Origin of the sequence: Scleromatobacter humisilvae (assembly GCF_023231945.1) — a bacterium.
Classification (GTDB): Bacteria; Pseudomonadota; Gammaproteobacteria; order Burkholderiales; family Burkholderiaceae_C; genus Scleromatobacter; species Scleromatobacter humisilvae.
On the sequence record NZ_JAJLJH010000008.1, the window covers coordinates 225,627 to 247,205 of the forward strand.

Consider the following 21,579-nt stretch of genomic DNA (forward strand, 5'->3'; position numbering starts at 1 on the left):
CAAACGAAACGTCGTTGGAGACTCACATGCTTCGTCGCCTGACCCCGCTGCTCCCCACGGCCGCCCTGCTGGGCCTGACCGCCACTGCCCACGCCGCGCTCAAGCCCGGCGACGCCGCGCCGCTGTTCACCACCGACGCGGCCGTCGGCGGCAAGCAGATGCCGCTCGTGCTGGCCGACGCGCTCAAGAAGGGCCCGGTCGTCCTGTACTTCTTCCCGAAGTCGTTCACCAGCGGCTGCACGCTCGAGGCGCACCTGTTCGCCGAGGCCACGGACAAGTTCGCCGCGCTCGGCACCACCGTCGTCGGCGTCTCGCACGACGACATCGCCACGCAGCTCAAGTTCTCCAAGGAAGAGTGCCGCGACAAGTTCGCCGTGGCCGCCGACCCGCAGTCGGCCATCATCAAGTCCTACGACGCCAAGATGGCCGTGATGCCCTACTCCGACCGCATCTCGTACGTGATCACGCCGGACGACAAGATCCTCTACACGTACTCGAGCCTGGATCCGGCCGACCACGTGAAGAACACGATGAAGGCCGTCGAGGACTGGCGCACCACGCACAAGCAGTGAACGAAAACGGGGCCCGCGGGCCCCGTTCTTCATGCTGCGCTCGATGTCAGTTGAGCAGCGCGCTCGCGAACTCCCGCGCATTGAACGTCTGCAGGTCCTCGAGCTTCTCGCCCACGCCGATGAAGTAGACCGGGATCACCTTCTTGCCCGACTGCGCCGCGCGGTCGCGCGACCACAGCGCGATGGCTGCGAGCACGCCGCCCTTGGCGGTGCCGTCGAGCTTGGTGACGATCAGGCCGGTCAGGTCGAGCGCGGCGTCGAAGGACTTGACCTGCTCCAGCGCGTTCTGGCCCGTGTTGCCGTCGATCACGAGCAGCACCTCGTGCGGCGCCGTGCCGTCCGCCTTGGTGATCACGCGCTTGATCTTCCGGAGCTCTTCCATCAGGTGCAGCTGCGTCGGCAGGCGGCCCGCCGTGTCCGCGATGACGACGTCGCAGCCGCGCGCCTTGCCGGCCTTGACCGCGTCGAAGGTGACGGATGCCGGATCGCCGCCCTCCTGGCTGACGATCTCGACCTGGTTGCGGTCGGCCCAGACCTCGAGCTGCTCGCGCGCCGCGGCGCGGAAGGTGTCGGCCGCGGCCAGCAGCACCTTGCACTTCGCCTCGGCCAGGTGCTTCGTCAGCTTGCCGATGCTGGTCGTCTTGCCGGCGCCGTTGACGCCCGCCACCATGATCACCGTGGGCTGGTGCTCGCCCACCATCAGCGCGCGCTCCAGCGGAGCGAGCAGGTCGACGATCGCGTCGGCCAGCAGCGCCTTCACCTGCGACGGCTCGGTCGAGCCGGCCGCCTTCACGCGCTGCTTCAGGTCCTTCAGCAGGTGCTCGGTCGCGCGCACGCCGGCGTCGGCCATCAGCAGCGCGGACTCGAGCTCCTCGTACAGCTCGTCGTCGATGCGCGCGCCGGTGAACACCTGCGCGATGCCCGAGCCGGTGCGCGCCAGGCCCTTGCGCAGGCGCTGGAACCACGCCTCGCGCGGAGCCTCGGCGACGGGCTCGGGCGCCGGGGCGGGAGCCGCGACGGGCGCGGGCGGCGTCGGTTCGGGCGCGCCGGTGAAGACGCGCTTGAGGAAATCGAGCGGCGCGGACGCCGGCTCCGGCGCGACCACCGGTGCGGCCGCGGGCGCCGGCACGCTGACGCTCACGGGCGGCTGGACTTCCGGTCGCGTCGGCGCGGCCACGGGCGCCGGCGCCGCCACGGGCGCGACCGCCGGCGGCTCGGCCACCGGCATCACGTCCGGCATGCGCTGCGTCTCCCACGGGGAGCCGGAGTCGGTTTTCTTGCGGAAGAAGCTGAACATGGAAAATCGATCTCGGAAGGCGGCCCGGCGGACGCTCAATGGTCGGGGCAGACGGGCACGATGCAAGACCAAATGGTCTTTTTCGCCATTGTGCCGGCAACCCCTTCCCTATCGGCCAAAAAGTTGCATATAATGGCAGGCTTGGCGCTTTAGCTCAGCCGGTTAGAGCGACGGAATCATAATCCGCAGGTCCGGGGTTCGAATCCCTGAAGCGCCACCAAACCCCGAAAGCCCGCAGTGCGAACGCCCTGCGGGCTTTTCCTTTGGCGGCGTCGCTGCCGGGCCTACTGCACGAGCCCCAGCCGGGCCGCCAGTGCGTAGGCCCGCAATTCGTCGTCCGACGGATCGAGGCCCGACAGCAACGCATCGATCGCCACGGCCATGGCCTTCTGACCATCCAGGTGGCGCAAGCTGTGGCCGATGCCGTGCAGCGCCGAGACCTGCACGGCGCGCCAGGGCATGCCCAGCAACTCGAGCAGCAACGCCGACATCGCGTCGCGCCATTCGGGCAACTCGCGCGCCAGGTAGAACGTCGGCCAGACGTCGAACCACATGTAGCAGGTGGTGCCGAGGCGGCCGCCCGCGCCCGAGCCGATCCGGGCGCGCACGTTGGCCAGGCGCGGGCCGAAGCAGTCGCGCCACAGGCCGGGCATCGCGCGCATCATGCGCATGGCCTCGTCGATCGGCACCGACGGGTCGATGGCGGCATAGGGCACGTCGCTCCGGCCGTTGTCCATGAGGTAGCCCAGGCCCATGCCCACCTGCTCGTCATCGAACGCCGCGAGATGGCTGCCGGCGTTGCCGAACAGGACCGCCTGGAAGCGCGTCCATTCCAGCGACGATGCCTCGAAGGGAAGATGGTCGGCGTCCCAGCACCACTCCAGATGCTGTTCGCGCGGAACGGGGTGGTCGAACACGGAGCGCAGCATGGCGTCGTAGCGCTGGGGATCGAGTCCGACCTCCGCCGCCGTCCAGGTGGTGCTCGCCTGCGCCTGGCGCCGCTGCGACGCACGCGTTCGCTTCTTCGTCATGACGCGGATTGTGAGCGCTCGACGGGGCACCCCGCTTGCCTTCGGAGGGGCTTGGCCTTCGCCCTCGCGCGCGCGACGCGCGGGGGCACCGACGCCAGCCACCGCAAGGAGCCCGCCCATGGTTGAACAGGACAACGGATGCCATCTGCCGATCAGGCGCCGCGAGCTGCTGCTCGCCAGCGCGTCGTCGGCGGTGGCCGCGACCGGGGCCGCGCACGCGGCGCCCCCGGGCAGGACACCGGCCGCGGCGAAGCCCGGCGTGCCGACCGCGCAGGTCACGCTGGATGTCAACGGCAAGTCGCACACGCTGACGCTGGACACCCGCACCACGCTGCTCGACACCTTGCGCGAGCACCTGCAGCTGACCGGCACGAAGAAGGGTTGCGACCACGGGCAGTGCGGCGCGTGCACGGTCATCGTCGATGGCCGCCGCATCAACTCGTGCCTCACGCTGGCCGTCATGCATCCGGGCGCGCAGGTGACGACCATCGAGGGCCTGGGCACGCCCGACCACATGCATCCGCTGCAGGCCGCCTTCGTCAAGCACGACGGATACCAATGCGGGTACTGCACGCCGGGCCAGATCTGCTCGGCGGTCGCCATGCTCGACGAGGTGCGGCAAGGCATCCCGAGCCACGTCACGACCGACCTCACCGTCAAGCCGCTGCTGTCGGTCGATGAGCTGCGCGAACGCATGAGCGGCAACATCTGCCGCTGCGGCGCGTACTCCAACATCGTCGAGGCCATCACCGAAGCGAGCGGAGGTGCGGCATGAAACCGTTCACGTACGAACGCGCGACGACGCCCGCCGAGGCGGCCGCGGCCGTCGCGAAGCAGCCGGGCGCGAAGTTCATCGCCGGCGGCACCAACCTGCTGGACCTGATGAAGCTGCAGATCGAGACGCCGCCGCACCTGGTCGACGTCAACGCGCTGGGCCTGGACAAGATCGAGCCGGGGCCCGACGGCGGCCTGCGCATCGGCGCGCTGGTGCGCAACACCGACCTCGCAGCCGACGAGCGCGTGCGCCGCGACTACGCGGTGCTGTCTCGCGCGCTGCTGGCGGGCGCGTCGGGCCAACTGCGCAACAAGGCGACCACCGCGGGCAACCTGCTGCAGCGCACGCGCTGCCCCTACTTCTACGACACCAACCAGGCCTGCAACAAGCGCCACCCGGGCAGCGGCTGCAGCGCCGTCGGCGGCTACAGCCGGCAGCTCGCGGTGATCGGCACGAGCCCGGCCTGCATCGCCACGCATCCCAGCGACATGGCCGTGGCGATGCGCGTGCTGGACGCGTCGGTCGAGACGGTGCGCCCCGACGGCCGCACGCGCACGATCCCGATCGCCGACTTCCACAAGCTGCCCGAGGGCCATCCCGAGATCGAGACCGCGCTGGAGCCAGGCGAGCTGATCACCGCGGTGAGCCTGCCGAAGCCGATGGGCGGCGTGCACATCTACCGCAAGGTGCGCGACCGCGCGTCGTACGCGTTCGCGCTGGTGTCGGTCGCGGCCATCGTGCGCAAGGACGGCACGGGCCGCGTCGCGCTCGGCGGCGTCGCCGCCAAGCCGTGGCGCGACGAGTCGGCCGAAGCGCAGATGCCGCACGGCGCCAAGGCCGTGACCGACAAGTTGCTGGCCGGCGCGCAGCCGACCGCCGAGAACGCCTTCAAGCTGCCGCTGGCCGAGCGCACGCTCGCGGCGGCGCTGTCGCAAGCGAGGGCCGCCGCATGAAGTTCGATACCCCTGCCACCACCAACCCGATCGACCAGTTGCGCATCGTCGGCAAGCCGACGCAGCGCATCGACGGCGGCCTCAAGACCACCGGCAGCGCGCCGTACGCCTACGAGCGCCACGACGCGGTGAAGAACGCGGCCTACGGCGTGATCGTCGGCAGCGCCATCGCCAAGGGCCGCATCGTCGCGATGGACCAGGCCGCCGCGCGGGCCGCGCCGGGCGTGCTGGCGATCGTCACGTCGCGTAATGCCGGCAAGCTCGGCAAGGGCGACAAGAACACCGCCAGGCTGCTCGGCGGCCCGGAGATCGAGCACTACCACCAGGCCGTGGCCATCGTGGTCGCCGAAACCTTCGAGCAGGCGCGCGACGCCGCGATGCTGCTCAAGATCCAGTACGAGAAGGACGACGGCCACTTTGACCTCGCCGCCGAGAAGGACGGCGCGCCATTGACCAGGCAGACCGAGCTCACCGGCCCGCCCGTCAGCAAGGTCGGCGATTTCGACGCCGCGTTCGCCGCCGCGCCGGTGCAGCTCGACGCCACCTACACGACGCCCGACCACTCGCACTCGATGATGGAGCCGCACGCGTCGATCGCGTCCTGGCACGGCGACCACCTGACGCTGTGGACGTCCAACCAGATGATCGCGTGGGGCGTCGGCGACGTCGCCAAGACGCTCGGCATCCCGAAGAAGAACGTGCGCCTGGTGTCGCCCTTCATCGGCGGCGGCTTCGGCGGCAAGCTGTTCGTGCGCGCCGACGCGGTGATGGCCGCACTCGGCGCGAAGGCCGTCGGCCGGCCGGTGAAGGTGGCGCTGGCCAGGCCGATGATCCCCAACAACACGACGCACCGCCCGGCGACGATCCAGCGCATCCGCATCGGCACGACGAAGGACGGCGTCATCACGGCGATCGGCCACGAGAGCTGGTCGGGCGACCTGAAGGGCGGTGGCCCGGAGACCGCGGTCGGGCAGACGCGGCTGCTGTATGCGGGCGCGAACCGGCTGACCTCGATGCGGCTCGCCGAGCTGGACCTGCCCGAAGGCAACGCGATGCGCGCGCCGGGCGAGGCGTCGGGACTGATGGCGCTGGAGATCGCGATCGACGAGGCGGCGGAGAAGGCCGGCATCGACCCGGTGGAGTTCCGCGTGCGCAACGACACGCAGGTCGACCCCGAGAAGCCCGGCCGCCCGTTCTCGCAGCGGCAGCTGGTGCAGTGCCTGCGGCTCGGCGCCGAGCGCTTCGGCTGGAACCGGCGCAATCCGAAGCCGGGACAGGTGCGCGACGGCCAGTGGCTCATCGGCCACGGCATGGCCGCGGCGTTCCGCAACAACCTGCTGATGAAGTCCAAGGCGCGCGTGAAGCTCGATCGCCACGGCGTCATCACCGTCGAGACCGACATGACCGACATCGGCACCGGCAGCTACACGATCATCGCGCAGACGGCGGCGGAGACGATGGGGGTCACCCTGGACACGGTCGTGGTGAAGCTGGGCGATTCCGACTTCCCGGTGTCCGCGGGCTCGGGCGGCCAGTTCGGCGCGAACAACTCCACCTCGGGCGTCTATGCGGCGTGCATGAAGCTGCGTGACATGGTGGCGAAGCAAGCCGGCATCGCGAGTGCCGACGCGCGTTTCGCCGACGGCAACGTCAGCGACGGCGAGCACGCCATGTCGCTCGCCAAGGCGGCGCAGGCCGCGGGCCCCGACGGCCTCGTCGCCGAGGACGGCATCGAGTACGGCAAGCTGGACAAGACCTACCAGCAGTCGACGTTCGGTGGCCACTTCGTCGAGGTGGCGGTCGACGCCGCGACCGGCGAGATCCGCGTGCGCCGGATGCTGGCCGTGTGCGCCGCGGGCCGCATCCTCAACCCGCTGTCGGCGCGCAGCCAGGTGATCGGCGCGATGACGATGGGCGTGGGTGCGGCGCTGATGGAGGAACTGGTCGTCGACAAGCGCCCCGGCTTCGGCTTCTTCGTCAACCACGACCTCGCGGGCTACGAGGTGCCGGTGCACGCCGACATCCCGTACCAGGACGTGATCTTCCTCGACGAGACCGACCCGATCTCGTCGCCGATGAAGGCCAAGGGCGTCGGCGAGCTGGGCCTGTGCGGCGTGGCCGCGGCCGTCGCCAACGCGGTCTACAACGCGACCGGCGCGCGCGTGCGCCAGTATCCGATCACGCTGGACAAGTTCCTCGACAGGCTGCCGCAGGTGGCGTGACCGGCTCGGCGGCCGGCCTGGCGGATACGGGGACATCGACCCGTCGAAGGCCAGATCGATGGGGTCAGATCGATGGGGTCCGGATCGATGGGGTCAGGTCTTGCCTTTTGCCTGCACGGGGCGGCCTCCGCGCTATGAAACAGAACGCCCGATCGATGGGGTCAGGTCTTGCCTTTTGCCTCGCGAAAGGCGGCATTCGAGGTGAAGCGGCTGGCGAGAGGCAAAAGGCAAGACCTGACCCCAGAGCAATTCAAGCCGGTTCGTCGACCCTCACGTCAGGCGGAGACGACGTCTTCCGGGCAAAAGGCAAGACCTGACCCCAGCGTTGGTGACCCCAGCGTTGTTGCGCGACTCCGAGCGTTGCGTCACCGTGCCCAGCACGACGCGCTCGTCGCGCGTGCCAAGCGGCCACCTGCCCTGCACTGCAGATCCACGCTGTCCATCGAGCCCACGTTCGGTCAGACACGCCGGCAGCAAGCCGCGTTCCTTCTTGTCGGCGCAGTCCCACAACGTGTCGAGTCGCCCGCCTAGCCTCGCGCGACCGTGGGCATCCGATGATTCGCTCCATCAACTCTTCTTCAACGGGACGACCACCATGCTTCGCTGGGCCCTCATCTTCGCCATCATCGCCATCGTCGCCGGCCTGCTCGGCTTCACCGGCATCGCGGCCGGCGCCGCGGCCGTCGCCAAGACCATCTTCTTCGTCTTCCTCGGGCTGGTCGTCGTGTTCATCCTGCTTGGCGTGACCATCGCCAAGAAGCTGTAGGAACTCACGTGGCCAAGATCCTCTTCGTCGACGATTCCCGCGACAACGCCGACTCGCTGGCGACCTTCTTCAAGTTGCTCGGGCACGAGACGGAGGTCGCCTACGACGGCGACACCGCCGTCGAACTGACCTCGAAGTTCACGCCCGACATCGCCTTCATCGACATCCAGATGCCGATGCTGGACGGCTTCGACACGGCCAAGGAATTCCGCTCGCGCCTGGGCGACAAGCCCGTGCTGATCGCCCTCACGGGCCAGGAGTGGGCCAAGACCGGCGACGAGGCCGGGCGGGCCGGCTTCGACGGTTTCCTGCAGAAGCCGGCGCAGGCCTCCGCGCTGGCCAAGCTGGTGGACTCGCTCGCGCCCTGAACGCGCGGCTCAGCCGCCATCCAGCGCCTGGTTGACCGCTTCGACGAAGCTCGCGCTCTCCACCGGCTTCGTCCGCATCCGGACGCCCGCCGGCAGTCCGGCCCGACACCACGACGATGGCCAGCGGCCGCACGTCGCCCTGCGCGTAGAGATGGCGGATCAGTCGGCGGCCGCGGGGTGGGCATCGGCCGGGTTTAGCGACGACGCGCCGGCGCACGCACGGCTTTCGCGCGGCGCGGACTCACCGAATCAAGGGAGCCTGGGCCGTCGCGCGGCGGCGCTGGTGGACGTCCAGCTGGATGAACGCGGCCGACACCAGCGGCGTCTCGATGCCCGCGCGCCGCGCCCGCGCGCGCAGGTCGCCGAGGATCTGGTCGGCCTCGACGCGCTCGCCGCCGACCAGGTCGCGGTACATCGACGACGTCATCGGCGAGCCCGGCGCCGCCACCACGCCGAGGATGAAATCGAGCGCCGGCTGGCTCGGCGCGAAACCGGCGGCGGTCGCGACCGCCGCAGCCTCGGCCAGGAATGCACGCACGAAATCGACGCCGCCGTCGGTGGCGGCGATCTCTCCGACGTTGCCGCGCGCCAGCGTGCAGATGCCGCCCAGCGTCGACAGCAGGATCCACTTGTTCCACAGGTCCTGCGCGATGTGCGTGCTCAGCTGCGCGTCGAAGCCGGCGTCGCTCATGAACGCGTGCAGCGCTTCGATGCGCGCCGTGCTGCGGCCATCGAGCTCGCCGTAGACCAGCTCGTGCAGCGGCGCGAGGTGCACGATGCGGCCCTCCTTGTCCAGTGTCGTCGACACCCGGCACACGCCGCCGACCACGCGCTCGGCGCCGAAGCGGGCCTGCAGGTCGTCGATGTGCTTCATGCCGTTGAGGACGGGCAGGATCATCGTCTCGGGGCCGACCGCGGCGGCGAAGTCCTCGATCGCGGCGGGCAGGCCGAAGGCCTTGACGGTGACGAGCACGATGTCGAACGGCTCGTCGATCTCGCCGGCCAGCAGCAGACGGGGCTCGACGCTGAAGTTGCCGCGCGGGCTCAGCACCTGCAACCCCCGCTCGCGCAGCGCGGCCGCGCGCGCGGGGCGCACGAGGAAGGTGACGTCGCGTCCGGCCTGCGTCAGGCGGGCGCCGAAATAGCCGCCGGTCGAGCCGGCGCCGACGATCAGGATCTTCATGCTCGCACCCCTCGTTGCGCGTTCGCGGCAGTATGGGACAACGCGGCGCTTGCTGCCGGGCACGCTCGGAATGACCCGATGGCGACGTGTGGCGCGCTCGCGTGACAATGCGCGCTTCGCCTCTCGCAAAACCCGAGCCCGCTTGTCCAACTTCCTGCGCCTGTCGTTCCGGCAGACCCTGCTCGCCGCCTTCCTGCTGATCGCCGGCCTGCTCGCCGCCGCGTCGCTGGGCGGCCTGTTCACGCTCGAGCGCGTGATGGCGCAGAGCCGCGTCGCCACGGCCAGCGCCCTGCTGCTGACCGCCGACGCGCGCCAGCTCGCCGAGCTGCGCGTGGCGATGGAGCGCAGCGCGCGCCAGTACATCGTGCTGGACGATCCGTCGCTGCTGCGCGGCTTCACGCAGGCCGGCGACGACGCGACCCGGCTGCTCGGCGAGATGGGACGCCACGACCTGCCGCAGCAGCTCTCGACGCAGTGGCTCGCCCAGATCCAGCCGATCAAGGACGAGCTGGGCGGCCCGAAGGCGTCGATCCAGCAGCGCGAGGACGCGCTCGACCAGAGCTTCCGCACGCTGGATCGCCTCAACGCCCAGATCGCCGAGGCCGTGCGCCGGCTTGACGACGAGCGCAGCGCCGCGCTGCAGGCGCAGCTCGAGGCCGGCCGCGCGTCGGTGGGCACGCAGGTGCTGGGCGCCATCGTGCTCGCGGCGATGCTGGCGCTGGCCTTCGGCGTCTGGCTCACGCGGCCGCTCAAGCGGCTGGAGCGCGCGATCGCCGGCCTCGGCGAGAACCGCATGGACGCGCCCGTCGACATCCGCGGCCCGAGCGACCTGCGCTCGCTCGGCCGCCGCCTCGAGTGGCTGCGGCTGCGGCTGAAGGAACTCGACGAGGACAAGGCGCGCTTCCTGCGCTACACCTCGCACGAGCTGAAGACGCCGCTGGCCGCGCTGCGCGAGGGCGTGGCGCTGCTGGAGGACGGCGTCGCCGGCCCGATGACCGCCGACCAGCGCGAGATCGCGCGCATCCTCGGCCACAACACCGCCACGCTGCAGAACCAGATCGAGGCGCTGCTGCGCTTCAACGCGGCTGCCTTCGAGGCGCGCCGCCTCAACCGCAGCGAGACCGACCTGCGCACGCTGCTGCACGGCCTGGTCGAGGAGCAGCGGCTTCAGTGGCAGGCGCGCCACCTGACGATCGAGTTGAACGGCGAGGCGCCGGTGCTGGCGGTCGACGCGGACAAGCTGTCGGCGGCGCTCGGCAACTTGTTGTCCAATTCGATACGCTTCAGCCCCGTCGCCGGGAAGCTGTTCCTCACGCTGTCGTCATCGCCCGGAAAGGTGCGCATCGACCTGCAGGACCAGGGCCCCGGCGTCGCGCCGGCCGACCGCGAGCGCATCTTCGAGCCTTTCTTCCGCGGCGAAGTGCAGCCCGACGGCGCGGTGCGCGGCACCGGCATCGGGCTGTCGATCGTGCGCGAATACATCCAGGCCCATGGCGGCCGCGTCGACCTGTTGTCCGACGGGCCCGGTGCCCATTTTCGAATCGAGCTTCCTCATGTCAGCGATTGAAGTCCCCTCCAAGCCGACACGTGCGGGCCTGGCCGCCGCCTTCGCGGCACTGGCGCTCGCCGGCTGCGTCACGCCCAAGCCGCCGCCGCCGCCGCCGCCGCCACCGGTCGTCGTCGCCCCCGTCGTCAAGTGCGAGCCCGCGCGCGACGCGCAGGACCTCGCCGCGCGCCACCTGCTGGCCACCACCGATCGCCTCAGCGCGCTCAACACCGCCGACCTGACGGCCGAGGCGTCGCGACCGCTCGAGGGCGCGTCCATCGAACAGCAGATGGATCAGGCGCTCGCGATGAGCATGACGCACAACCCGGGCGATCTCGCGCGCGCCCAGGGCGTCATCGACCAGGTGCTGCACAACAACACGCCGCAGGCCGACCCATGGCGCTCGCTCGCGCGCCTGCTGGCCTATCGCCTGACCGAGCAGAAGCGCGCCGAGGACGTCGCCGAGCGCAGCGCCCAGCAGCTGCGCGACGCGCAGCGCGACAACCAGCGCAAGCTCGACGACGCCAACGCCAAGCTCGAGGCGCTGAAGGCGATCGAGCGCAGCCTCAACACGCGGCAGTCGCCGCCGGCGTCGTCGCCCAAGCCCTGAGATGATGGCCATCGTCAGCACGCATTCGCGGGCCGTGCGCCGGGCCGCCCCAAGGAGGCCCGCGGTCCCCTCGGGGGACGGAGCGCTGTACCCGGCGCGGGAGGGGTCGTCATGACTGGTGCCCACATCCTCGTCGTCGACGACGATCCCGACCTGCTGCGGCTGCTGTCGATGCGGCTGACGGGCGCGGGTTATCGCGTCACGGGCACGGCGTCGGCCGAGGAGGCGCTCGTCAAGCTCGCGATGGAGCGGCCGCAGCTGGTGCTCAGCGACGTGCAGCTGCCCGGCAAGGACGGGCTCGCGCTGTTCGACGCGATCCGGGCCCAGCACCCGTCGCTGCCGGTGATCCTGCTGACGGCGCACGGCACGATCCCCGACGCCGTCGAGGCCACCTCGCGCGGCGTCTTCACCTACCTGACCAAGCCGTTCGACGGCAAGGCCCTGCTCGACGTCATCGCCAACGCGATCGCGATGGAGGGCGCGGCCGACACGGCGTCCGACGGCGGCGAGGTCGAGGCCTGGCGCGCGGAGATCGTCAGCCGTTCCAACCGCATGGCCGAGGTGCTGGCCGAGGCCAAGCTCGTCGCCGCGTCGGACGCGAGCGTGCTGATCCGCGGCGAGAGCGGCAGCGGCAAGGAGCTGGTCGCGCAGGCGATCCACCGCGCGAGCCCGCGCTCGGGGCATCCGTTCGTGGCCGTCAATTGCGGCGCCATTCCCGAGAACCTGCTCGAGTCGGAGCTGTTCGGCCACGTCAAGGGCGCGTTCACCGGCGCGGTCGCCAACCACCCGGGCCTGTTCCAGGCGGCCAACGGCGGCACGCTGTTCCTCGACGAGATCGGCGACATGCCGGTGGCGCTGCAGGTCAAGCTGCTGCGCGTGCTGCAGGAGCGCATGGTGCGTCCGGTGGGTGCGAGCCACGCGGTGCCGGTCGACGTGCGCATCCTGTCGGCGACGCACCGCGACCTCGACCTCGCGATCATCGACGGCAGCTTCCGCAAGGATCTGTACTACCGGCTCAACGTGGTCTCGCTGTCGCTGCCCACGCTGGCCGAGCGGCGCGAGGACATCCCGCTGCTGGCCGCGCACTTCCTGGCGCGCCTCGCGCTGAAGTACGGCCGCAAGGTCAACGGCTTCGCGCCGGACGCGATGAAGGCGCTGACGACGGCGTCCTGGCCCGGCAACGTGCGCCAGCTGCACAACGTCGTCGAGCAGGTGACCGCGCTGGCCACCACGCCGCTGGTGCCGCTCGCGCTGGTGCAGCGCGCGCTGCGCGTGCCCAGCGTGGAGGTACTCAGCTACACCGAGGCGCGGACACGCTTCGAGCGCGACTACCTCGTCGGCCTGCTCAAGATCACCGACGGCAACGTGGCCGACGCCGCGCGCCTGGCCGATCGCAACCGCACCGAGTTCTACCGGCTGATGCAGAAGCATGGCCTGACCCCGGGGTTGTTCAGGAGCGACGGCTCTGTCGCCGAATAGCGACAACTGAAATCCTTTCAAAATCAACAACTTGGGCGATTGTGCAGTGCACACGTCGCCTCAGCCCGACGGTTTTCGTGGATTTTCGACAGCCGAACGACAGCTTGCCGGGGCACCCCCTTCCAAGTGATTGATTCACATAGCTTTTTCATGTTGGCACGTGCATTGCGAATGAAGGACAGCAACCCTGCTTTTCCTCCGTTCGCCAGATGCACATCCCGGGTCGTCGAAACCGCCCTTTCTCCTCTGTAGCCCTGCATTCCCTGCTCGTCAGTGCGGCCCTCGCGCTCACGAGCCTGCAGGCGTGCGCGGCGCTGTTTGACGACGTCGGCGCACGTGCTCGACAGCTGGCCGAAGCGCCCTTCGTCGCGCAGCCCAGGCCGGCTGCCCCGAACGCCGCCGACAAGCTGACCTACGACCAGTACCGCGACATCCGCTTCCGCCCCGACCACTCGCTGTGGCGCGACCAGAAGCTGCCGTTCGAGGTGCAGTTCTTCCACCCGGGCTTCGTCAACACCGAGACGGTCAGGATCAACGAAGTGGCGGCCGACGGCGCGTCGCGCCCGATCGCGTTCGACACCGCCGACTTCGACTACGGCCACAACAAGCCACCGTCGAAGGCGCTGGCGTCGGGCTACGCGGGCTTTCGCGTCCACTTCCCGATCAACAACGCGACCCACAAGGACGAGGTGATCGTCTTCCAGGGCGCCAGCTACTTCCGCGCGATCGGCAAGGACCAGCGCTACGGGCTGTCGGCGCGCGGCCTGGCGGTCGACACGGTCGGCGCCGGCGCCGAGGAGTTCCCGCGCTTCACCGAGTTCTGGCTCGAGAAGCCGGCCGCCGACGCGAAGTCGCTGACCATCACGGCGCTGCTCGACTCGAAGAGCGTGACGGGCGTCTATCGCTTCGTCGTCACGCCCGGCCAAGACACGGTCGTCGACGTTCAGTCGCGGCTCTATCTGCGCAAGAACGTGGCGACGCTGGGCATCGCGCCGCTGACCAGCATGTTCTTCTCGGGCGAGAACCAGCCGCAGCCCGGCGACTTCCGCCCCGAGGTGCACGACTCCGACGGCCTGATGGTGCAGTCGGGCACCGGCGAATGGCTGTGGCGTCCGCTGAGCAATCCGAAGCGCATCCTGACGACCTCGTTCGCGATGCCGTCGTCGGTCAAGGGCTTCGGCCTGATGCAGCGCGACCGCGCCTACACGAGCTACGAGGACGACGAGGCGCGCTACGAGCTGCGCCCGAGCGCGTGGATCACGCCGGTCGGCGACTGGGGCCCCGGCCGCGTCGAACTCGTCCAGCTCAACACCGTCGACGAGACCAACGACAACATCGTCGCCTACTGGGTGCCCTCGAAGCTGCCCGCCGCCGGCGAGCCGCTGGATCTCGCGTACCGCATGCGCTGGCAAGGCAACGAGCAGCAGCACCCGCCGGGCGCGTGGGTGACGCAGTCGCGCAGCGGCCGCAGCTTCGCGTCGCTCGGCAAGGGCGAGGAGCAGGTGATCGTCGACTTCGCCGGGCCGTCGCTCGCCGCGCTGCCGGCCGACGCGGCCGTCAAGGCGGTGGTGACCGGCGTCGCCAACGTCGACGTCGTCTCCACCAACTGCTACCGCAACGAGGCCAACGGCACGTGGCGCCTCGCGATCCGATTCAAGCAGCGCAACGCCGACGAGCCCGTCGAGCTGCGCGCCTTTCTTCAGCATGGCAACGACATCCTGAGCGAAACATGGACACACGTCATACCTCCCCGATGAAAAACTCCGCCCGTGCTTCGACCATGCCGACGATCGTGCGCAGCCCGATGCTGCCGCGCGCGTGGAGCGGCTTCTGGAACGGCGTGCTGGGTCGCGCCGAATGCGTCGTGACGCCCGAAGCCGCCGCGCTGGAGGCGAAGCCGCTCGCGTGGGAAAGCGCGGTGCGCGTGCGCCGCCGCGTGCTGCTGGCGCTGATCCTCGTGGCCACCGCGTTCGCCGCCTGGGTGCTCGCGAGCGGCCAGCAGGAGCTGCAGCATCCGATCCTGCAAGGCCTGCAGATCGGCCTGTTCGCGCTGCTGTTCGCGTGGGTCGCGGCCGGCTGCTTCACGGCGCTGATGGGGTTCTTCGTGCTGGTGCGCGGGGACAGGCATGCGATCTCCGCGGCCGACGCCGGCGACGCGCCGCTGCCGGCCGACGGCCGCACCGCGCTGATCATGCCGATCTGCCACGAGGACGTCGCCACCGTCTTCGCCGGCCTGCGCGCCACCGCGGCGTCGCTGGAGCGCAGCGGCGCGCTGCACGCGTTCGACATCTTCGTGCTGTCCGACAGCAAGGACGAGGCCGTGATCGCCGAGGAACGCGCCGCCTTCGCCGACCTGCGCGACTCGCTCGCCGGCCGCGGCAACGTGTTCTACCGCGTGCGCCGCGTGCGCACCAAGAAGAAGGCGGGCAACGTGTCCGACTTCTGCCGCCGCTGGGGCGCCAACTACAAGTACATGGTCGTGATGGACGCCGACTCCGTCATGAGCGGCGACTGCCTGCAGACGCTGGTGCGCCTGATGGAGAAGCACCCGACCGCGGGCATCCTGCAGACCGCGCCGCAGGCCGTCGGCCACGCGACGCTGCATGCGCGCGCGCAGCAGTTCGCGGCCCGCGTGACGGGCAACCTGTTCACCGTCGGCATGCAGTTCTGGCAGCTGGGCGAGGCGCACTACTTCGGCCACAACGCGATCATCCGCGTCAAGCCGTTCATGGAGCACTGCGGCCTCGCGCCGCTGCAAGGCAAGGGCGCGTTCTCGGGCCACATCCTGTCGCACGACTTCGTCGAGGCCGCGCTGATGCGCCGCGCCGGCTTCCACGTGTGGCTGGTGGCCGATCTCGTCGGCAGCTACGAGCAGCAGCCGCCGCACCTGCTGGCCGAGCTGCAGCGCGACCGCCGCTGGTGCCAGGGCAACCTGCAGAACGCCCGCCTGATCGCCGAGCCGGGCCTGCACGCCGTGCACCGCGGCATGCTGGCCACCGGCGCGATGGCCTACGTGTCGGCGCCGCTGTGGCTGCTGTACGTGGTGCTGGGCGCGCTGCTGTGGCTGGTCGGCGGCAACGTGCTGTTCACGCCCGAAGGCACGCTGGCGATCGGCATCCCGGGCCTGTGGGCCGGCACGCTGACGATGCTGGTGCTGCCGCGCCTGCTGGGCGTGGCCGCCGTGTTCATGCGCCGCGAGACCGGCCGCTTCGGCGGCGGCGCGAAGCTGGTGCAGAGCGCGTTCCTCGAGGCCGCGCTGGCGATGCTGCTGGCGCCGCTGCGCATGGTCGCGCACACGCTGTTCGTGGTCGGCGCGATGACGGGCTGGAAGCTGGAATGGAAGTCGCCCCCGCGCGAGGCCAACGACGTCGCCTGGAGCGAGGCCGCGCAGCGCTTCGCGCCCGTGAGCCTGGTCGTGGCGGCCATCGCCGCCGCGATGAGCCTGGCCGGCTCGTCGGCCGTGCTGTGGATGATGCCGGTGGGCCTGCCGCTGGTGCTGGCCGTGCCGTTCACGGTGCTCACCGGCAGCACCTCGCTGGGCGAGCGCGTGCGCCGCGCGCGCCTGCTGCTGGTGCCCGAGGAATCGTCGTCGCCGACCGTGCTGCGCCAGGCCTGGAGCTTCGCCAAGATGAGCCCGGCGGCGCTGCGCCGCCTCGTCACGGCCTGAGACAGACGTCACGCTCCCGTCGACGGCGCGTGCGCCTTCGGCCCGTACAATGTGACCCTCGCGGCGCCTCCGGGCGCCGCTCTTGCGGGTGCCTGCCAACGCCGGTGCCCATGTCCTCCACAGCCCCTGGATCTACACCATGAACCGCTGTGTTTCGCTCTCCCTCGCGCTGGCCCTCGCCGCGCTCGCACCGGCCATCGCGTCGGCGCAGGTGCTCGGGCCCGTCGAGTCGCCGCAGGCCGCGGCGAGTGCCGCGCAGGCCAACCAGGCTGCGCAGGCGGCCGCGCTGGCCGCCGCGCAAGCCGCGCAGTCGGACGGCCAGGCGCTGCGCCGCAACTTCCCGCAGAAGGCATTGCGCGGCACCATCCTGTTCGGCACGCCGCCGTACATCCAGTTGAACGGCAACGTCACGCAGATGGCCACGGCCTACCGCGTCCACGGCTACAACAACCTGCTCGTGATGTCGACCCAGCTGGTCGGCGTGAAGGCGAGCGTCGACTTCACGCTCGACGTCGCCGGCCAGGTCTACGAGGTGTGGATCCTCACGCCCGCCGAGGCCGCGAAGCAGCCCTGGCCGGAGACGCCGGCCGACGCCGCCGCGTGGACCTTCGACCCGATCGCGCAGACCTGGACCAAGCCCTGAGTCGCGTCGCGCCGTGACGGCGCGCGCGTCCCTTCCCCGATTTCACCGGCCTCGCGACGAGGCCACGCGCGCCCGCCCGCGCAAGGAGCACCCCATGACTCATCCTTCGGCAAATTTCCTGCGGCCCGTGCGCCGGGCCGCCCCAAGGAGGCCCGCAGTCCCCTCGGGGGACGGAGCGCTGTACTCGGCGCGGGAGGGGCTCCAATGACCAAGAAGGTCTTCATTCGTACGTTCGGCTGCCAGATGAACGAGTACGACTCGGACAAGATGGCCGACGTGCTGCAGGCCGCCGACGGCTACGAGAAGACGGACGACGTCGAGCAGGCCGACCTCGTCCTGTACAACAGCTGCTCGGTGCGCGAGAAGGCCGCCGAGAAGATGTTCTCCGACCTCGGCCGCATCAAGCACCTGAAGGCCAAGGGCGTGCTGATCGGCGTGGGCGGCTGCGTGGCGAGCCAGGAAGGCGCGGCCATCGTCGAGCGCGCGCCCTACGTCGACCTCGTGTTCGGCCCGCAGACGCTGCACCGGCTGCCCAAGATGATCGCCGACCGCCGCGCGTTCTCGAAGGCGCAGGTCGACATCAGCTTCCCCGAGATCGAGAAGTTCGACCACCTGCCGCCGGCGCGCGTCGAGGGCGCGAGCGCGTTCGTGTCGGTGATGGAAGGCTGCTCCAAGTACTGCACCTACTGCGTGGTGCCGTACACGCGCGGCGAGGAGGTCTCGCGGCCGTTCGACGACGTGCTGACCGAGGTCGCCGGCCTCGCCGACCAGGGTCTCAAGGAGATCACGCTGCTCGGACAGAACGTCAACGCCTACCGCGGCAAGATGGGCGACACCGACGAATTCGCCGACTTCGCGCTGCTGCTCGAGACGATCGCCGAGTTCCCCAGCATCGAGCGCATCCGCTTCACGACCAGCCACCCGAAGGAATTCGGGCAGCGGCTGATCGACGTGTATGGCCGCGTGCCCAAGCTCGTCAACCACCTGCACCTGCCCGTTCAGCACGGCTCCGATCGCATCCTGTCGGCAATGAAGCGCGGCTACACGGCGCTCGAGTACAAGAGCACGATCCGCAAGCTGCGCGCGGTGCGGCCCGACATCCGGCTGTCGACCGACTTCATCGTCGGCTTCCCGGGCGAGGAGGACGAGGACTTCGACAAGCTGATGAAGCTGGTCGACGACGTCGGCTTCGACGCGTCCTTCAGCTTCATCTACAGCCCGCGCCCGGGCACGCCGGCCGCGAACCTGCTCGACCCGACGGCCTCGTCGGTCAAGCTCAAGCGCCTGCAGCACCTGCAGGCCGTGCTCGAGGCCAACGTGCTGCGCTTCTCGGAAGCCATGGTGGGACAGGTGCACAAGATCCTCGTCGAGGGCCGAAGCCGCAAGAGCGCCGACGACCTGATGGGCCGCACCGAGTGCAACCGCATCGTCAACTTCCCGGCCGGCCCGAACGGTGCGCGGCTGGTGGGCCAGCTGATCGACGTCAACATCACGGCGGCGTATCCGCATTCGCTGCGGGCCGAGATCGTGACGACGGACTCGATGGCCGCGGCCTGAGGTCGCGCGCGCCTAGGTGATTCCACCAGGGCCCGTGACGAATCTGGCAGTCGGAGGGCTGCCGAGCAGCGTTTTCGATGCACGCGAAGGCTTGGATTCAAGCACCGCACGGGCGATTGACGCTATCCTGGGCCGCTCGATTGGGAAAAGGAGCGCGCAGGATGAATGCGATTGTCCGGATGCTCGCCGTCTATGCAGGGTTGTCCCTGCTGTTGTGCGCGATGACCCGCATGGAGTGGTCGCCGCTTCAACCCAACGGCTTCGGCCAATGGCTCGCGCTGTTCCTGCTGATCTTTCCCGCCGCCGCGGCCGCCGAGTTCCTCGGCGAACGCCTGCTGGGCAAGCAGGCGCCGGCCGATTTCGAGGAAAGCAAGAGCCACAGCGATTGTTCGTGGACGCGCATCGTCGCCAGCGTGGCGGTGGTGCTGGTCACCGTGGGCGTCGTGATCGGCGCGGCCTGGTGGCTGTCGCATCCGGCGGCCAGTTGCGACGATTCGATCGTCTGTATCCGCTAGACCCTGAAGCTGTCCCGCAGCAGCGGATAGAGCGCGCGGAACCGCGCGTAGCGTGACATCAACGCCGCGCGGCGTTCGGGCTGCGGCTGGAACGACTCGATCACCGCCTGCTTCGCGCAGACCTCCTCCAGCCTGCCGCCATCGGCCAGCCACGCGAGTCGCGCGGCGCCCAGCGCGCCGCCGGCCTCGCCGCCATCGCGCTTGGTCAACGGGCGATCGAGCAGCGTCGCCAGCAGGCGGCCCCAGGTCGCGCTGCGGGCGCCGCCGCCGACCAGATCCAGCGATCGCGCCAATGCGCGCGTGGGCTCGTCCAGCGTCTGCCAGCCATCGAGCAGGCCGAACGACACGCCCTCGATGACCGCGTAGCCCAGCGCCGCGGCGCCGTGCTCGTGCGTCAGGCCGAACAGCACGCCCTGCGCCTGCGCGTCGTTGTGCGGCGTGCGCTCGCCGGCGAGGTAGGGCAGGAACAGCGGTGCCTGGTCCAGTGACCGCTCGTCGAGCGCCTCGACCTCGGCCAGCAGCTCGGCCTCGTCGCGGCGGTCGGTCAGCTGCGTGACCCAGCGCAGCGCGCTCGCGGCCGACAGCATCACGCTCATCTGGTGCCAGGCATGCGGCAGCGCGTGGCAGAACGCGTGCACGGCCGACTGCGGCGCGGGCAGGAAGCGATCGCTGCACAGGAAGATCACGCCCGAGGTGCCGAGCGAGACGAAGCCGTCGCCGGGCGCGATCGCCCCCATGCCGACCGCGCTCGCGGCGTTGTCGCCCCCGCCGCCGGCGATGACGATGCCGGCGTTCAGGCCGAAGCGTTCGGCGACGTCGCGCTTGAGGCGACCGGCCGGCGCACTGCCTTCGACGAGCGCAGGCATCTGCGCGCGCGTCAGGCCGCAGGCGGCGAGCAGCTCGTCGGACCACTCGCGCGCAGCCACGTCCAGCCACAGCGTGCCCGACGCGTCCGAGCAGTCGGTGAAGAACTCGCCGCTCAGCTTCCAGCGCAGCCAGTCCTTGGGCAGCAGCACCTTGGCGACCTTGGCGAAGATCTGCGGCTGGTGGTCGTGCACCCACAGCAGCTTGGGCGCCGTGAAGCCGGGCATCGCGAGGTTGCCGGCGATCTGCGCCAGCCGCGGCACGCGCTCGGCGAGCTCGGCGCACTGCGGCTCGCTGCGGCCGTCGTTCCACAGGATCGCGGGCCGCAGCACGTCGCCCGCCGCATCGAGCAGCACCGCGCCGTGCATCTGGCCCGACAGCCCGATCGCGCGCACCGCGCGCATCGCGCTCGCGTGCGTGCGCGCGAGCTCGGTCAGCGCAATGCCCAGCGCACGCCACCAGTCCGCGGGCGACTGCTCGCTCCACTGCGGATGCGGCCGCGAGACCTCCAGAGGCGCGCTCTGCTGCGCGACGATGCGGCCGTCCTCGGCCAGCAGCACGGCCTTCAGCGCGGACGTGCCGAGGTCGATGCCAAGGTACATGTTCAATGCGTCTCGATGCCGAAGCGCGAGGCCGACTGGCGACGGAAGTCCGTCGGCGTCATGCCCTTGATCTCGAGGAAGCGGCGGTTGAAGTTGGCGACGTTGTTGAAGCCGACCTCGTAGCAGATCGTCGTCACGTAGCGGTCGGTGTCCATCAGCAGCTGGCAGGCCTTGCTGATGCGCATGCGGTTGACGAAGTCGGTGAAGGTGTTGCCCGTCGCGCGGCGGAAGAAGCGCGAGAAGCGGCTCTCGGGCATGCGGAAGCGCTCGCAGACCTCGGCCATCGACAGCGGCTCGCCGCAGTGCTCGCTGATGTAGCTCACGACCGCGTTGACCTGCGCCATCGACTCGTCGTCCTCCGCGCACTGCAGCTGCACGCTGGAGAGCAGACGGAAGTCCTTGCAGCGCGCGAGCATGCCCATGAACTCGCAGAAGCCCGCGATGCGCGCCAGGCCGCGGCTCGAGGCGACGCGCTCGAAGTGCGCCTGCGCCATCTCGGACACGCCGAAGAACTCGATGCCGTACTTGGCCTGTTCCAGCAGCGGCAGGATCTCCTTGAACTCGGGAAACAGCTCGCAGGCCTGCTCGATGGGCTCGTGCGCGAACTGGATCACGCGGTCGCGCAGCGCGACGCCGCCGGGCGGCGCGTCGCTGGAGATCCAGTTGTGCGGCACGCGCGGCCCGGTCAGCACGAGGTGGCCGGGCTGGAAGTGGCCGATGTAGTCGCCGACGAAGACCTTGCCCGAGGTCTGCATGATCAGGTGCAGCTCGTACTCGTCGTGGTGATGCCAGCGGATCAGCGGCGACGGGATGCCGTGCGCCAGGCAGCGCAGGAAGCCGCAGCCTTCGGGCGGGTCGTAGCCGAGGATGGGGTCGCGCAGGTGATCGTGTTCGATCTCCGGCGCGCGGACACGGGGAGCGGTATGCAT

At 70.1% G+C, this 21,579-nt stretch carries 19 protein-coding genes and 1 tRNA gene; 15 read left to right on the forward strand and 5 right to left on the reverse strand.

Going from position 1 to position 21,579, the window contains the following annotated elements:
- Positions 1 to 26: 26 nt before the first annotated feature.
- Positions 27 to 572, forward strand: coding sequence for a peroxiredoxin (locus tag LPC04_RS22400; RefSeq protein ID WP_275684512.1), 546 nt, complete (start codon positions 27 to 29; stop codon positions 570 to 572).
- Positions 573 to 618: 46 nt separating this feature from the next.
- Here the strand turns inward: LPC04_RS22400 and ftsY are convergent, their stop codons facing one another.
- Positions 619 to 1,869, reverse strand: coding sequence for a signal recognition particle-docking protein FtsY (ftsY, locus tag LPC04_RS22405; RefSeq protein ID WP_275684513.1), 1,251 nt, complete (start codon positions 1,867 to 1,869; stop codon positions 619 to 621).
- Positions 1,870 to 2,012: 143 nt separating this feature from the next.
- Between ftsY and LPC04_RS22410 the strand changes: the two genes are divergently transcribed.
- Positions 2,013 to 2,089: transfer RNA gene (locus LPC04_RS22410), tRNA-Met, on the forward strand.
- A gap of 64 nt (positions 2,090 to 2,153) precedes the next feature.
- Here LPC04_RS22410 and LPC04_RS22415 read toward each other — a convergent pair.
- Positions 2,154 to 2,900: a hypothetical protein gene (locus LPC04_RS22415; protein WP_275684514.1), complete on the reverse strand. Its 747-nt coding sequence runs from the start codon at positions 2,898 to 2,900 to the stop codon at positions 2,154 to 2,156.
- A gap of 118 nt (positions 2,901 to 3,018) precedes the next feature.
- Between LPC04_RS22415 and paoA the strand changes: the two genes are divergently transcribed.
- From paoA to LPC04_RS22440, 5 genes are all read left to right on the forward strand, one after another.
- Positions 3,019 to 3,675, forward strand: coding sequence for an aldehyde dehydrogenase iron-sulfur subunit PaoA (gene paoA, locus LPC04_RS22420; RefSeq protein WP_275684515.1), 657 nt, complete (start codon positions 3,019 to 3,021; stop codon positions 3,673 to 3,675).
- The gene (locus tag LPC04_RS22425; protein WP_275684516.1) at positions 3,672 to 4,628 is read left to right on the forward strand and encodes an FAD binding domain-containing protein; all 957 of its coding nucleotides are present in this window, start codon (positions 3,672 to 3,674) and stop codon (positions 4,626 to 4,628) included. The genes paoA and LPC04_RS22425 overlap by 4 nt, the downstream gene beginning before the upstream one ends.
- On the forward strand, positions 4,625 to 6,850 hold the full coding sequence (gene paoC, locus LPC04_RS22430) for an aldehyde oxidoreductase molybdenum-binding subunit PaoC (protein ID WP_275684517.1): 2,226 nt from the start codon (positions 4,625 to 4,627) through the stop codon (positions 6,848 to 6,850). Before LPC04_RS22425 ends, paoC begins: the two co-directional genes overlap by 4 nt.
- A 595-nt stretch (positions 6,851 to 7,445) precedes the next feature.
- The gene (locus tag LPC04_RS22435; RefSeq protein WP_275684518.1) at positions 7,446 to 7,616 is read left to right on the forward strand and encodes a DUF1328 domain-containing protein; all 171 of its coding nucleotides are present in this window, start codon (positions 7,446 to 7,448) and stop codon (positions 7,614 to 7,616) included.
- An 8-nt stretch (positions 7,617 to 7,624) separates the two neighbouring features.
- Positions 7,625 to 7,984, forward strand: coding sequence for a response regulator (locus LPC04_RS22440; protein ID WP_275684519.1), 360 nt, complete (start codon positions 7,625 to 7,627; stop codon positions 7,982 to 7,984).
- 241 nt (positions 7,985 to 8,225) lie between these two features.
- On the opposite strand, the gene panE is transcribed toward LPC04_RS22440, so the two are convergent.
- The gene (panE, locus tag LPC04_RS22445) at positions 8,226 to 9,167 is read right to left on the reverse strand and encodes a 2-dehydropantoate 2-reductase (RefSeq protein WP_275684520.1); all 942 of its coding nucleotides are present in this window, start codon (positions 9,165 to 9,167) and stop codon (positions 8,226 to 8,228) included.
- A gap of 142 nt (positions 9,168 to 9,309) precedes the next feature.
- Here panE and LPC04_RS22450 point away from each other — a divergent pair, with 142 nt between their 5' ends.
- From LPC04_RS22450 to LPC04_RS22485, 8 genes are all read left to right on the forward strand, one after another.
- Entirely contained in the window at positions 9,310 to 10,734 is a 1,425-nt protein-coding gene (locus LPC04_RS22450; RefSeq protein ID WP_275684521.1) for a sensor histidine kinase, read from the forward strand.
- A complete protein-coding gene (locus LPC04_RS22455) occupies positions 10,721 to 11,323 on the forward strand; it encodes a hypothetical protein (RefSeq protein ID WP_275684522.1) in 603 nt (200 codons plus the stop codon). Before LPC04_RS22450 ends, LPC04_RS22455 begins: the two co-directional genes overlap by 14 nt.
- Before the next feature lie 111 nt (positions 11,324 to 11,434).
- Positions 11,435 to 12,802: a sigma 54-interacting transcriptional regulator gene (locus tag LPC04_RS22460; RefSeq protein ID WP_275684523.1), complete on the forward strand. Its 1,368-nt coding sequence runs from the start codon at positions 11,435 to 11,437 to the stop codon at positions 12,800 to 12,802.
- 209 nt (positions 12,803 to 13,011) lie between these two features.
- Complete coding sequence (locus LPC04_RS22465; protein WP_275684524.1) at positions 13,012 to 14,559, forward strand: glucan biosynthesis protein G; 1,548 nt, start codon at positions 13,012 to 13,014, stop codon at positions 14,557 to 14,559.
- Entirely contained in the window at positions 14,556 to 16,469 is a 1,914-nt protein-coding gene (gene mdoH, locus LPC04_RS22470; protein WP_275684525.1) for a glucans biosynthesis glucosyltransferase MdoH, read from the forward strand. The genes LPC04_RS22465 and mdoH overlap by 4 nt, the downstream gene beginning before the upstream one ends.
- A 139-nt stretch (positions 16,470 to 16,608) precedes the next feature.
- A complete protein-coding gene (locus tag LPC04_RS22475; RefSeq protein ID WP_275684526.1) occupies positions 16,609 to 17,112 on the forward strand; it encodes a hypothetical protein in 504 nt (167 codons plus the stop codon).
- Between the two features lie 204 nt (positions 17,113 to 17,316).
- Positions 17,317 to 18,669: a tRNA (N6-isopentenyl adenosine(37)-C2)-methylthiotransferase MiaB gene (gene miaB / locus LPC04_RS22480; RefSeq protein ID WP_275684527.1), complete on the forward strand. Its 1,353-nt coding sequence runs from the start codon at positions 17,317 to 17,319 to the stop codon at positions 18,667 to 18,669.
- Between the two features lie 161 nt (positions 18,670 to 18,830).
- Positions 18,831 to 19,184 carry a hypothetical protein gene (locus LPC04_RS22485; RefSeq protein ID WP_275684528.1) on the forward strand — a complete coding sequence of 118 codons (354 nt, stop codon included), beginning with the start codon at positions 18,831 to 18,833 and terminating at the stop codon, positions 19,182 to 19,184.
- On the opposite strand, the gene xylB is transcribed toward LPC04_RS22485, so the two are convergent.
- On the reverse strand, positions 19,181 to 20,650 hold the full coding sequence (gene xylB, locus LPC04_RS22490; RefSeq protein ID WP_275684548.1) for a xylulokinase: 1,470 nt from the start codon (positions 20,648 to 20,650) through the stop codon (positions 19,181 to 19,183). The genes LPC04_RS22485 and xylB overlap by 4 nt on opposite strands.
- Before the next feature lie 2 nt (positions 20,651 to 20,652).
- Complete coding sequence (locus tag LPC04_RS22495) at positions 20,653 to 21,579, reverse strand: AraC family transcriptional regulator (protein WP_275684529.1); 927 nt, start codon at positions 21,577 to 21,579, stop codon at positions 20,653 to 20,655.